9 protein-coding genes are annotated in these 13,705 nt (G+C 40.3%); 3 read left to right on the top strand and 6 right to left on the bottom strand.

The window, feature by feature from the left end:
• Window positions 1-79: 79 nt before the first annotated feature.
• The gene (gene mutL, locus GEZ89_RS00415) at window positions 80-2,029 is read right to left on the bottom strand and encodes a DNA mismatch repair endonuclease MutL (protein ID WP_153224575.1); all 1,950 of its coding nucleotides are present in this window, start codon (window positions 2,027-2,029) and stop codon (window positions 80-82) included.
• A gap of 334 nt (window positions 2,030-2,363) precedes the next feature.
• Here mutL and tyrS point away from each other — a divergent pair, with 334 nt between their 5' ends.
• Window positions 2,364-3,620, top strand: coding sequence for a tyrosine--tRNA ligase (gene tyrS, locus GEZ89_RS00420; protein ID WP_153224576.1), 1,257 nt, complete (start codon window positions 2,364-2,366; stop codon window positions 3,618-3,620).
• 76 nt (window positions 3,621-3,696) lie between these two features.
• Here the strand turns inward: tyrS and GEZ89_RS00425 are convergent, their stop codons facing one another.
• The gene (locus tag GEZ89_RS00425; RefSeq protein ID WP_153224577.1) at window positions 3,697-5,760 is read right to left on the bottom strand and encodes a heavy metal translocating P-type ATPase; all 2,064 of its coding nucleotides are present in this window, start codon (window positions 5,758-5,760) and stop codon (window positions 3,697-3,699) included.
• Window position 5,761: 1 nt separating this feature from the next.
• Window positions 5,762-6,040, bottom strand: coding sequence for a DUF6110 family protein (locus tag GEZ89_RS00430; protein ID WP_000910904.1), 279 nt, complete (start codon window positions 6,038-6,040; stop codon window positions 5,762-5,764).
• A 257-nt stretch (window positions 6,041-6,297) separates the two neighbouring features.
• Between GEZ89_RS00430 and GEZ89_RS00435 the strand changes: the two genes are divergently transcribed.
• Window positions 6,298-7,146 (top strand): putative RNA methyltransferase, encoded by an 849-nt coding sequence (locus GEZ89_RS00435; protein ID WP_153224578.1) that lies wholly within the window; start codon window positions 6,298-6,300, stop codon window positions 7,144-7,146.
• Window positions 7,147-7,607: 461 nt separating this feature from the next.
• Here the strand turns inward: GEZ89_RS00435 and GEZ89_RS09655 are convergent, their stop codons facing one another.
• The 3 genes from GEZ89_RS09655 to malQ form a co-directional block, all read right to left on the bottom strand.
• On the bottom strand, window positions 7,608-7,814 hold the full coding sequence (locus GEZ89_RS09655) for a hypothetical protein (protein WP_153224579.1): 207 nt from the start codon (window positions 7,812-7,814) through the stop codon (window positions 7,608-7,610).
• 345 nt (window positions 7,815-8,159) lie between these two features.
• Entirely contained in the window at window positions 8,160-10,418 is a 2,259-nt protein-coding gene (gene glgP, locus GEZ89_RS00445; protein ID WP_153224580.1) for a glycogen/starch/alpha-glucan family phosphorylase, read from the bottom strand.
• Between the two features lie 23 nt (window positions 10,419-10,441).
• Complete coding sequence (gene malQ, locus GEZ89_RS00450) at window positions 10,442-11,959, bottom strand: 4-alpha-glucanotransferase (protein WP_153224581.1); 1,518 nt, start codon at window positions 11,957-11,959, stop codon at window positions 10,442-10,444.
• A 417-nt stretch (window positions 11,960-12,376) separates the two neighbouring features.
• Here malQ and GEZ89_RS00455 point away from each other — a divergent pair, with 417 nt between their 5' ends.
• Entirely contained in the window at window positions 12,377-13,645 is a 1,269-nt protein-coding gene (locus GEZ89_RS00455) for an extracellular solute-binding protein (protein ID WP_153224582.1), read from the top strand.
• The last annotated feature ends 60 nt before the right edge of the window (window positions 13,646-13,705 follow it).

Below are 13,705 nucleotides of genomic sequence, written 5' to 3' on the forward strand. Positions count from 1 at the left end.
AACTAGGAAGCTAACCGTAGGTATAACTTGAGTTAGGCAAGATAAGACTGACGCAGTTTAGAGAGATTTTCGAAGAGTATTAGTATTTTCCTAGCTCTCGGAGGCTAGTGTGATTTTCCTGAATGCGACGGAACATCTTTTCCATATCTGACTTGGTAAAGTGGACCAAAACAGGGCGTCCGTGTGGACAGTTGTAGGGGTTGTCACATTGGGAAAGTTGGTATAGAAGCTGTCTAGCTGAGTGGTCATCGATACGATGGTTAGCCTTGATAGATCGCTTGCAGGACATCATGATCGCTAACTCTGCTCGGTATTTCTTGATTGAAACTTCCTTGGTCAAAAGGAGCATATCACACATCTCATAGATACCAGACTCGATTTCCTCCTCTGCCATCCAAATTGGATGTTCCCGTAGGATAAATTGATTTTCCCCATACTCTGATAGAAAGACACCAACTTCCTCCAAGAGAGGCATTCTTTCCTTGAGACGAAGGGCATCATCTGCAGGGAATTCAAAGATGTAGGGCACTAGGAGCTGCTGCTGGCTCTGGTCAACATTGCCAATACTTTCGCGATACTCCTCATACTTAACCCGCTCCTGGGCTGCGTGTTGGTCTATGATGTAAAGCCCATCTCGCCCTTGAGCAAAGAGATAGGTTCCGTGCATTTGCCCGAAAAATTCCAACTCTGGGAAACTCGAAGACTCTTCTCGCCCCAGCTTATCATAAGCCTTATCCAAACTAGCCATATCTAACTCTGGATGATCCAGTTGGTCGTAGCTGACCGATTTTCTCTCTGCAAAATGCAGTTTAGCTGGCTTGGTCAACTGATCCAATGTTTCCTTAGCGAAGAGGCTCAAATCCTGTTTCTCTTCAGTCAAGTCTACTTGACTGTCTGAAACCTCAGCTGGAATAGAGATTGTTGCTTCCGTTTGCTCGTAGTAGAGATTGTTTTCTTTAAGTGGGAGAATGGTTTGCTCTACTTTTTCACGGTTGCGAACGGTAGATTTGGCAAGATTTTCCAAGGCATCCGGAATCAAGGTCTGCTCCTTGAGACTCTTTGCAATAGCTTCTGAAACCAGCGCCATTAGTTCTCTTTCCTTGGAAATTCGCACCTCTTGCTTGGTCGGGTGCACATTGACATCGGCTAAGTAAGGGTCAATCTGGATATGAATCACAGCCAGCGGAAAACGCCCCACCATGAGTTTGCTTCCATAACCATCTAAAATGGCACGATTGAGCAGGAAATTTTTGATATAACGGCCATTGATAAAAAGACTGATATAGTTGCGATTAGCCCGCGTCAATTCAGGCAATGAAACAAAGCCTGAAATTTCAAAATCTAGGTCAGAATTCTCAATTTCAACCATCTTTTTGGCACTAGCTAAACCATAAATCCCAGCAATGGCCTGACGCAGTTGACCCGTACCAGCTGTCCGTGTCATTTCCTTGCCATCACTAATCAAACTAAAGGAAATCTCAGGATGGGCTAGCCCCAGACGATTGACGATATCGATGATATGAGACAACTCTGCCTGCTGGCTCTTCATATACTTGAGACGAGCTGGTGTATTGAAAAAAATATCCTCCACACAAACCTTGGTCCCAACAGGACTGGTCGCAGGCACAACTTCTTCTACTTCTCCTCCGCGAGCCACTAGCTTGGTCCCATGACTTGCACCCTCAACTGCAGTCAAAAGAGTCAGAACACTGACAGAAGCGATAGAGGGCAAGGCTTCACCACGGAAACCGAGCGTACGAATCCGAAAAAGATCCGCTTGATTCTTTATCTTACTAGTGGCATGACGACGGAGAGCCAACTCGACTTCATCGTGGGCAATCCCGTGACCATTATCTGTAATTTGGATCTTCTTAAGTCCAGCTTCTTCAATCTCAACGATAATCTGGTTTGAGCCAGCATCGATAGCATTTTCAACTAATTCTTTGACAACGCTAGCAGGACGCTCGATGACTTCTCCTGCTGCAATCTGGTTGGCCAATACTTCTGGCAATTCAATAATATGAGACATTTTCCAGCCCCTTTCTTAACTATTTTTATCTATTTCTCTGAAAACAATACTCTTCAAAAATCTCTTCAAACCACGTCAGTCTCGCCTTGCCGTATATGTGTTACTGACTTCGTCAGTTCTATCCATAACCTCAAAACAGTGTTTTGAGCAACCTGCGGCTAGCTTCCTCGCTTGCTCTTTGATTTTCATTGAGTATAAGCTAGTGCTATTATACCATATTTCACTCGTTTCCAAAAAAGTCCAAGCAGCAACTTTCTTCCCGATTTTACTAGGTTATTTGCCAAGTTTGTGGTAAAATAGGTAGAAACAATATTTTAAAAAGGAGAAAAGACACATGCACATTTTTGATGAGCTAAAAGAGCGTGGTTTGATTTTTCAAACGACTGATGAAGAAGCTTTGCGTAAAGCCCTAGAAGAAGGTCAAGTTTCTTATTATACTGGCTACGATCCAACTGCTGATAGCCTTCACCTAGGCCACCTTGTCGCAATCTTGACAAGTCGTCGCTTGCAACTAGCAGGTCACAAACCTTATGCGCTCGTTGGCGGTGCTACAGGTCTCATCGGAGATCCGTCCTTCAAAGATGCTGAACGTAGTCTCCAAACAAAAGACACAGTAGATGGCTGGGTCAAGTCTATCCAAGGACAACTTTCTCGTTTTCTTGACTTTGAAAATGGTGAAAATAAGGCTGTCATGGTCAACAACTACGACTGGTTTGGCAGCATCAGCTTCATTGACTTCCTCCGTGATATCGGAAAATACTTCACTGTCAACTACATGATGAGTAAAGAGTCTGTGAAAAAACGGATTGAAACAGGGATTTCTTATACTGAGTTTGCCTACCAAATCATGCAAGGTTACGATTTCTTCGTCCTTAACCAAGACCACAACGTAACACTACAAATCGGTGGTTCTGACCAGTGGGGAAATATGACAGCTGGTACTGAATTACTTCGTCGTAAGGCTGACAAGACTGGCCACGTAATCACTGTCCCACTGATTACCGATGCAACTGGTAAGAAATTTGGTAAATCAGAAGGAAACGCAGTCTGGCTCAATCCTGAAAAGACTTCTCCATACGAAATGTACCAATTTTGGATGAACGTGATGGACGCTGACGCTGTTCGCTTCTTGAAAATCTTTACTTTCTTGTCACTTGATGAGATTGAAGACATCCGTAAACAATTTGAAGCAACTCCACACGAACGCTTGGCACAAAAAGTCTTGGCTCGTGAAGTCGTTACACTTGTTCACGGCGAAGAAGCCTATAAAGAAGCCCTCAACATTACTGAGCAACTCTTTGCAGGAAATATCAAAAATCTTTCTGTTAAAGAGCTCAAACAAGGACTTCGTGGAGTGCCAAACTACCAAGTTCAAACAGATGAAAACCACAATATCGTAGAACTGCTCGTATCAGCTGGTGTAGTTAACTCAAAACGCCAAGCCCGTGAAGACGTCCAAAACGGAGCTATCTACGTCAACGGCGACCGTATCCAAGACCTTGACTATGTCTTGAGTGACGCAGATAAGTTAGAGAATGAACTGACTGTTATCCGTCGTGGGAAGAAAAAATACTTTGTATTGACTTACTAAACTGTTCAACATTTATCTATAAATAAAGGAGTTAACCTCAAGAAAGGTAACTCCTTTTTGTTATTGATAAGCACATCTATCTAGCCTTAATAGACAGGCTACGCAGTACAATGCGTAAGGTTGTTAGATTATGTAAGATAGAAAGATTTGAAGGACTGAGCCAATTAAACAAGCCAAAGCCAATCAAACTACTATTTACGACAACGGTATCTTGAATATTCTTCTTGATGAGTGTTTGCAAAGATGATGATAGCAAATCCAACTCTTGGAAGAAATCCAAACGATTATCTAACAATAAGATATCACTCATCTGCTTAGAAATATCTGCACTCTCATTCATCACCACACCGATATCTGATAGGGTTAGAGCAGCTGAGTCATTCAACCCATCCCCAACCATCAAAATAGTGTGACCTGCTTTCTGCAGTTCCTCTACTAACTCAAATTTCCCATCAGGTTTCAAGTCTGTATAGACCTGATCAAAGGGCAAATCTTTGACTAATTCCTCTGTCCTAACCAAGGTGTCCCCTGTTGCCAGAATCAATTTTTTTCCTTGTGCCTTAAGTTTCTCCAAGGCTGCTTTTGCTTCTTTTCTCAAAGGAGTATGGATGCAGAACATTCCAATCAATTCATTCTGATAAGCCAAGAATAAGAGATTGTAGTGACTCTTGTACTCTTCAATTAAAGCATTTTGTTCTGAACTGATATGAATTTGCTCATCCTGCATCAAAACATAATTCCCAATAAGAACTGGTTCCCCATCTATATGAGATTTGATTCCCTTACTTGCGATATATTGGAGTTTCCCATGCATTTCCTCATGTTCAATCCCCTCTATCTCAGCTTGCTTGACAATGGCATTAGCAATAGGATGATAAATGTGTTCCTCAAGACAGGCACTGATTCTGAGAATATCTTCCTCACTATAGTCCCCAAAAGGTAACACCTTTTCAACTATCGGATAACTAGTTGTGATTGTTCCCGTCTTATCAAACAAGAAAGTATCAACTTCCAGATATTTCTCCAGAACATCTCCATCCTTAATTACCATTTCACGATTCAACCCCTCCTTGATAGCTGTCAAATAAGCTACAGGAGTAGAAATTTTCAAAGCACAGGAGAAATCGACCAATAGGAAAGAGATAGCCTTAGAAAAAGAACCTGTTAATAGGTAAGTCAGCCCAGCCCCCAAGAAATTATATTTGACGACCTTGTCCGCCATTTTGATGAAATAGCGTTGTTTCGTTTTCTTGTTTTCTTCAGATTTCTTCATCAACTCAATCAGTTGTAAAATCCGGCTGTTCATCTGATTATCGGTTACACGAATGCGTAACTCTCCAGTTTCTAATACTGTATTTGCACAAACTAAATCAGACTCTCTTTTTTCAACTGGAAAACTCTCTCCCGTCAAGGAACTTTCGTTAACCATACCTAAACCTGAAACTACTTGTCCATCAAACAGAATTTCATTTCCTTGAGATAAGATCAAGACATCTCCTATTTGGACATCGGAACTCTTGATACTAACAACCGTATCGCCCTGTACTAGAAATACATCGCTCTCTTTTGCAAGAAGGCTTTGTTCTAAATCTGTTGCAGTTTTTTTCAAGGACCACTGATCTAAATGATTCCCCAAATCAAGCATAAACATGATATTGCTAGCTGTCTTGGATTGGTTCATAAACAAGGACAATAAAATCGCCGAACAGTCCAAGACCTCCATCGTTAGTTCCTTACGCGCTAGTGTTTGATAGGCTTCTCTAATATAGCCAAAAGCCTGATAACAAGTCCATATATAGCGAATAGGATACGGCACAAAACTACGAAAAAGCACACGCTTAATCGCTGCACCTGAAACAATAGAATAAGCACTCTCTTCTCTACGAATGGGAAGAGTCATCAACTCAGAAACTTTCCCTTTATCAATTCTTTTTAAAAAGGCTTCTGCATTATCTAATACGGAGAAGCCTTCTTTTATACGTAGAGTAAAGTGCTGTTGATCCATGTAGAACTGGATAGACTCAACTCCCTTTTCATCTCTCGCCAAGGAACGAAGATAGTCTTGAATATCCAAGGTGAGTGAAAAAGAAGATGATAGTCGGATATGTTGGTATCCTCTATGTAGCACTTTAAAAGACATATTATTCTCCTATAAGGCTATCTAATTGCTCTTCTTTTTTCTCTTGCTCGTACAAATATTTGGCATCTTGTAAGACATCGTCTCCATGTTGCTTCACAACAGAAACAGAGGCGTCTAGCCCGTCTTTCAACTTGTAAGCCTTAGCCAAAGCTTTAGAATAACCTTTTTTAGCTTCCTTACTTGCTAAGATTTTCAAACCAAGGGTACCAAATGCAACACCACCCAAAAAGAGTGATGATTTTTTCGCAACTTTTGCGACGCTCAATACTTCTTTTAACATACTTATTTCCTCCTTATCATTATTATATAGCAATTTAGATATAAAAGCAATTTTATTTTATAAATTGGAGAATTATACTCAATGAAAATCAAAGAGCAAACTAGGAAACTAGCCGCAGGCTGTACTTGAGTACGGCAAGGCGACGTTGACGTGGTTTGAATTTGATTTTCGAAGAGTATTAGTTTTATTTCTACTGAATCTCCCATCTACTTATTTCTAAAGTTGCTTTCATTTGCCTCTTTTGATACACTTAAACTATGAATACAAACCTCAAACCCAAACTTCAGCGTTTTGCTTCTGCGACTGCCTTTTCCTGCCCTATCTGCCAAGAAAATCTGGCCTTGGTAGAGTCTAGCCTCAAGTGTAGCAACCGCCATTCTTTTGATCTGGCAAAATTCGGCTATGTCAACTTGGCTCCGCAAATCAAGCAATCTGCCAACTACGACAAGGAAAACTTCCAAAACCGCCAGCAAATTCTTGAAGCTGGTTTTTATCAGGCTATTTTAGAAGGTATCTCGGACTTACTAACAACTAATCCATCCGCAAAAACAGTCTTGGATATCGGTTGTGGCGAAGGTTTCTACTCTCGTAAACTCCAAGAAAGTCACTCTGATAAAATCTTCTATTCCTTTGATATTTCCAAAGATTCCGTCCAAATCGCTGCTAAGAGTGAACCCAACTGGGCAGTCAATTGGTTTGTCGGTGACCTGGCTCGACTTCCTATAAAAGATGCTAGCATGGATATCCTGCTTGATATCTTCTCGCCTGCCAACTACGGAGAATTTCAAAGAGTATTATCAAAAGACGGCATCTTGATCAAGGTCATCCCAACCGAAAATCACCTCAAGGAAATCCGTCAGAAGGTACAAAACCAGCTGACAAACAAGAACTATTCTAATCAAGATATCAAGGAGCATTTCCAGGAACACTTTACCATCCTATCTAACCAAACTGCCTCACTAACCAAGCCTATCACAGCAGAGCAGCTCCAAGCCCTACTCAGTATGACTCCTCTCCTCTTTCACATCGACCAAACTAAGATTGACTGGAGCCAACTGACAGAGATTACCATTGAGGCTGAGATTCTAGTTGGGAAAGTATTCTAATACTCTTCGAAAATCAAATTCAAACCACGTCAGCTTCGCCTTGCCGTACTCAAGTACTGCCTACGGCTAGCTTCCTAGTTTGCTCTTTGATTTTCATTGAGTATAAACTAGACTTCCCAAAGGCAGACAACTTACCGAAAATCGTCAAAAATACAAAAACGCATAAGAACAGGTACTCAAAAACCATAATCTTATGCGTTTTGTTATGTAAAAATCGCTGGAGTTTCTATACACATTAAGTGGAAATCTTTGGAACCAATTCTTTTAATAACCATTGAATACCATATATTACATTTACCCCAAATATGATATAGGCCGTATAAATCAAGTATTTCGATTTTTCCCGCCTCAAAGAATAAACCTTGTACAAGATAAACAAATTTAAAATAATAAATAATAGAGACAAAATCTTCCCTCCAAAATCAATCCTAAAAGTACACAGCCAAGCATAGCTCTAAACTTTATTTTCGATTCGAAATAATAAATTTATCAATGAACAGTAAGTGATATAAGGCCAGTACCAAACCCCAAACGCTACCACGAAAAGAGAATTCTTGATGATTGAGAGGAAACAAATCATGGTTACCAATATAGAGGCAGGTCAAAATAACAAATAAAATCCAAAATAAATCCGTCCATTTATATTTTGAAAAATATTTTTTCCACATAAAAACACCTTCTTTCCTACAATTATATTATAATACTTTATGTAAGCGAATACAAGGGATGTGAGGTAATCAACTACGAAGAAACATGAGGCTGAAAGAAAGTGTTATGCGTTCACTGTATCTATGATTTATCCCTTTTAAATAAGATTGATCCAAATCCACATCATTCAAAAAAGCGAATTTCATCGAAATCCGCTTTTTTACAAAATGTATTAGTATGAATTTGTATCTTATACTCAATGAAAATCAAAGAGCAAACTAGGAAGCTAGCCGCAGGTTGCTCAAAGCACCGCTTTGAGGTTGCAGATAAAGCTGACGTGGTTTGAATTTGATTTTCGAAGAGTATTAGTTCAAGTGCCAGATATCTTCGTTATACTGAGCGATTGTGCGGTCAGATGAGAAGAATCCTGCTTTGGCAATGTTAACGATGACTTTATCCAACCATGCGTCACGGTCTTCGTAGTCAGCAAGCATTTGCTCTTTCACTTTGATGTAGTCTTCCAAATCAAGAAGAGTCATGAACCAGTCTTTGTTAATTAATTCGTTATAAAGACGTTCCAAGCGTTCAATCTTACCAACTGCAAGAACAGCGTCGCTCACGATAAAGTCAACCAATGGTTTGATAGTTTCACGAGCATAGAATTCGCTTGATTTGTAAGCTGATTTTGCGTAAAGATCGATAACAGTTTCTGAATCTTCACCAAAGATGTAGATGTTTTCGTCTCCAACCAACTCAGCGATTTCCACGTTAGCACCGTCCATAGTACCAAGAGTCAAAGCTCCGTTCAACATGAATTTCATGTTACCAGTACCTGAAGCTTCTTTAGAAGCAAGTGAAATTTGTTCTGAGATATCACATGCTGGGATAAGGAAGCTTGCTGCAGTAACGTTGTAGTTTTCAACCATAACTACTTGCAAGTGTGGAGCTACTGCTGGATCATTAGCAATAACTTCTGACATGCAAAGGATTAAGTGAATGATGTCTTGAGCGATTGTGTAGGCTGGAGCTGCTTTACCACCAAAGAAGATTGTGATTGGGCGAGCAGGGATGTTACCAGCTTTGATGTCAAGGTATTTGTGGATAACGTACAAAGCGTTCATTTGTTGGCGTTTGTACTCGTGAAGACGTTTGATTTGGATATCAAAGATAGAGTTTGGATTGATTTCCACACCTTGGTGTTCTTTCAAGTGACGAGCCAATTTACGTTTGTTGTGAGCCTTGATGCTTTCCAATTTTTCTTTGACAGCTGCTTTATCTTCATAAGACAAGAGTTTTTCAAGCTCATCTGCTTCATGGTGCCAACCATCTCCAAGAATCTCATCCAAGTAGTGAGACAATCTTGGGTTAGCATGCATGAGCCAACGACGGAAAGTAATACCGTTTGTTTTGTTGTTGAATTTTTCTGGGTAAAGGTCGTAGAAGGCTTTCAACTCAGAATTTTTCAAAATTTCAGTATGAAGTGCCGCTACCCCGTTAACACTGTATCCGTAGTGGATATCCATGTGAGCCATGTGAACACGTCCGCTCTCATCGATAATTTGAACAGCTGGATCTTTGTATTCTGCTTTCACGCGACGGTCCAATTCTTTGATGATTGGTACCAAGTGAGGAACCACTTCTTCCAAGAATTCAAGAGGCCATTTTTCAAGAGCTTCAGCAAGGATTGTGTGGTTTGTGTAAGCAGTCATGCTACGAACGATTGAGATTGCTTCGTCAAGCTCGATACCACGTGCTGTCAAAAGACGGATCAATTCAGGGATAACCATTGATGGGTGAGTATCGTTGATTTGGACAACTGCATAGTCAGCAAGGTCATGCAAGTTGCTTCCTTTTTCAATTGCTTCATCGATGATCAATTGAGCACCGTTTGAAACCATGAAGTATTGTTGGAAGATACGGAGCAATTCACCTTGACGGTCACTATCATCTGGGTAAAGGAAGAGAGTCAAGTTGCGAGCGATATCTGTCTTGTCAAAGTTAATGCCATCTTCAATGATAGATGAATCAACTGAATCCAAGTCAAACAAACGCAAACGGTTTTTCGTAGCTGTTTTGTAACCAGGTACATCGATATCGTAAAGAGTAGATGTCAATGTAAAGTGTGCAAATGGCACTTGGTAGCTACGGCTTGAGCGAACCAACCAGTTTTGGTCAGTCAACCAAGCGTTAGGAATTGTTTCTTGTTGGTTGTTTTTAAGCACTTGTTGGAAAAGACCGTAGTGGTAGTTCAAACCAACCCCATCACCGTTCAAACCAAGTGTAGCGATTGAGTCGATAAAGCAGGCTGCCAAACGTCCCAAACCACCATTACCAAGTGATGGTTCCAATTCTACTTCTTCGATTTCGATCAACTCTTTACCTGCATCAGCAAGTTCTTTCTTAACATCGTCATAAAGACCAAGGTTAATCAAGTTGTTAGACAAGAGTTTACCAATCAAGAACTCAGCTGAGATATAGTAAACTTTTTTCTTACCAGTGTTGACTGGTTTTTGGCTGCTTGCAAGTTTGCTGTAGTTAAGAAGAGCAAGGTAAAGCTCTTCGTTACTACATTCTGCGATAGATTTATTGTAACGATTTTGTACAAATTCTTTTAATGGTAACATTTTTTGTGTCTCCTGATAATGTCTTATTTCTTTAATTCTACCAAATTTTCATTGATTCGGCGATAAATTGTAGTCAAGTCAAGCAAAGTTTCTTCGACAGCAGGAGTCAATTGATCCTCTGTCATACGCCATGACCAGTTTCCACCAAGAGTAGATGGGAAGTTCATACGAGCTGAACCATCCAACTCTAGCAAATCTTGCATAGTAGCAATCGTCATGAAACTTACTGATGAGAAGGCTGTACGAAGCATAGCATGTACTACTGTTTCATATTCCTTGCGGTTTGTATAACGTGCCATGTACTCACGAGTTGGATCGTCGATTTCATTGCGATACCAACCAAGAACAGTGTTGTTATCGTGTGTTCCTGTGTACATAACTGAGTTGGCTGGTGCCAAGTGTGGGCTGTCGATACTTTCGTGCTCTGGGTTGAAGGCAAATTGAAGGACTTTCATTCCTGGGAATCCAGTACGCTCACGAAGTTCGATAACTTCATCAGTCATGAATCCAAGGTCCTCTGCGATGATGTTCAAGTCACCAAGTTCTTCTTTAACAGCTGCAAAGAGTTTGTAATCAGGTCCTTTCACCCATTTACCAGGTGCCGCTGTTTCAGAACCCGCAGGGATTTCCCAGTAAGACTCAAATCCACGGAAGTGGTCGATACGAACGATATCGTAAATCTTAAAGCTTTCACGCAAGCGTTCAATCCACCATTTATAACCATCGCGATCCATTGCTTCCCAGTCATAGATTGGGTTCCCCCAAAGCTGACCAGTCTCAGAAAACTCATCTGGTGGGCATCCTGCGATGCAAGTCGCCTTACCGTTGACATCAGTTTTAAAGAGATGTGGATTTGCCCACATATCGCTTGAATCTTCAGCAACATAGATAGGCATATCCCCCACAATCTCGATGTGGTTTTCGTTAGCGTATGCTTTCAATTGCAACCATTGTTGGAAGAAGAGGTATTGAGTCACACGATGGTAGACCAATTTGTCAGCCAACTCATTACGATAGTGTGCAAGAGCTTCAGCTTTACGCGCACGAATATCTGCATCTGGCCACTCTGTCCAAGCGAGATTATCAAAATGCTCTTTGATAGCCATATACTCTGCAAAAAGTTCAAGCCATGATTGGTTCTCTTGAGCAAATTTTTCAAAATCTTTGACATCTCCAACTTCAAGGAAACGTTTAACTGCTTTTTCTAGAAGCGGACGACGTGCGTAATAAATCTTAGCGTAATCAACTTCAGTTGGGTTGCTACCGAAGTCTACTCCCTCAAGATCACTTGCTTCCAACAAACCTTGCTCTACCAAAATATCAAGATCGATAAAATGAGTGTTTCCAGCAAAGGCTGAGAAAGATTGATAAGGAGAATCTCCGTAGCTGGTTGTTCCTAAAGGAAGGATTTGCCAGTAACGTTGTTTGGTACGAACCAAGAAGTCAACGAAATCATAGGCGCTTTGACCAAATGATCCGATTCCGTAAGCTCCTGGAAGTGATGAGATGTGCATCAACACACCACTTTGACGTTTTTTCATAATAGCACCTCAAGTGTTTGTAGTTAAATATTTCATTTTTACAAGCGCAAACGTTTGCGCTAACTAAAGTATAACCCATTTCAAAAAGAAATGCAAGCGTTTCAACAAAAAACTTTTCAATTTATTTACTTTATAGCTTTTTTAAAAAACTATATTCTTATTTTTTTACCTCTACAAAAACATCTTCAAACCATGCAATCGTTTCCCTTAAATTATTCTTGAATTGAAATTTATATGATTTCATCTTTTTCTTCCTATTATATAACCAATTTTAGGGATTAAGCAGTTATAAGCTTTTTTAATTTTTTTCAAAAAACGCTTGCAACCGTTTTCTGTTTGTGCTATACTAAGTTCATAAGAGAAAACGTTTGCGTTTCCTCGGAATCAAAATTTGTTATTCTTTAGGAGGAATACATTATGTCAACTAAATTCATGAAGAGCGCAGCTGTACTTGGTACTGCTACTCTTGCTAGCTTACTTTTGGTAGCTTGCGGAAGTAAAACTTCTGACAAAGCTGCTGACTCTTCTGCATCAGGAAGTCAAGAAATCACTTTCTATGTTGAAGACCAATATAAAGCTTTTGCAGAATCAGCTGCCAAAGCTTACGAAAAAGAAGCTGGTGTAAAAGTTACTATTAAAACAGGTGACCAATTAGGTGGACTTGACAATCTTTCACTTGATAACCAATCAGGTAAAGCTGCTGACGTCATGATGGCACCATACGACCGTGTAGGTAGCCTTGGTACTGACGGACAACTTTCAGAAGTTACTTTGAGCGACGGTGCTAAAACAGACGATACTACTAAATCTCTTGTAACTGTTGGTGGTAAAGTTTATGGGGCTCCAGCCGTTATCGAGTCACTTGTTATGTACTATAACAAAGACTTAGTGAAAGAAGCTCCTAAAACATTTGCTGACTTGGAAGAACTTGCTAAAGATAGCAAATATGCCTTCGCTGGTGAAGACGGAAAAACTACTGCTTTCCTAGCTGACTGGACTAACTTCTACTACGCATATGGACTTCTTGCTGGTAATGGTGCCTACGTGTTTGGACAAAACGGTAAAGACCCTAAAGATATTGGTCTTGCTAACGATGGTGCTATTGCAGGTATCAACTATGCTAAAACTTGGTATGACAAATGGCCTAAAGGTATGCAAGATACTGAAGGTGCTGGAAACTTGATCCAAACTCAATTCCAAGAAGGTAAAACAGCTGCTATCATTGATGGACCTTGGAAAGCTCAAGCATTCAAAGATGCTAAAGTAAACTACGGTGTTGCAACTATCCCAACTCTTCCAAACGGTAAAAACTACGCAGCCTTTGGTGGTGGTAAAGCTTGGATCATCCCATCAAGTACTAAGAACCTTGAAGGAGCTCAAAAATTCGTAGACTTCCTTGTTTCAACTGACCAACAAAAAGCATTCTACGATGCAACAAACGAAATCCCAGCTAACACTGAAGCTCGTACTTACGCTGAAGGTAAAAATGATGAGTTGACTACTGCTGTTATCAAACAGTTCCAAAATGCTCAACCAATGCCAAACATCTCTCAAATGTCAACAGTTTGGGATCCAGCGAAAACAATGCTCTTTGACGCTGTAAGCGGTAAGAAAGATGCTAAAACAGCTGCTAATGATGCTGTAACATTGATCAAAGAAACAATCCAACAAAAATTTGGTAACTAATTGATTGATTCAAGGGGGATTTAAAACTTATCCCCCTTGATTTTTAGATATTAACAGAAC

It is taken from the genome of Streptococcus mitis, from assembly GCF_009496285.1.
In the GTDB taxonomy this organism is placed as follows: domain Bacteria; phylum Bacillota; class Bacilli; order Lactobacillales; family Streptococcaceae; genus Streptococcus; species Streptococcus mitis_BP.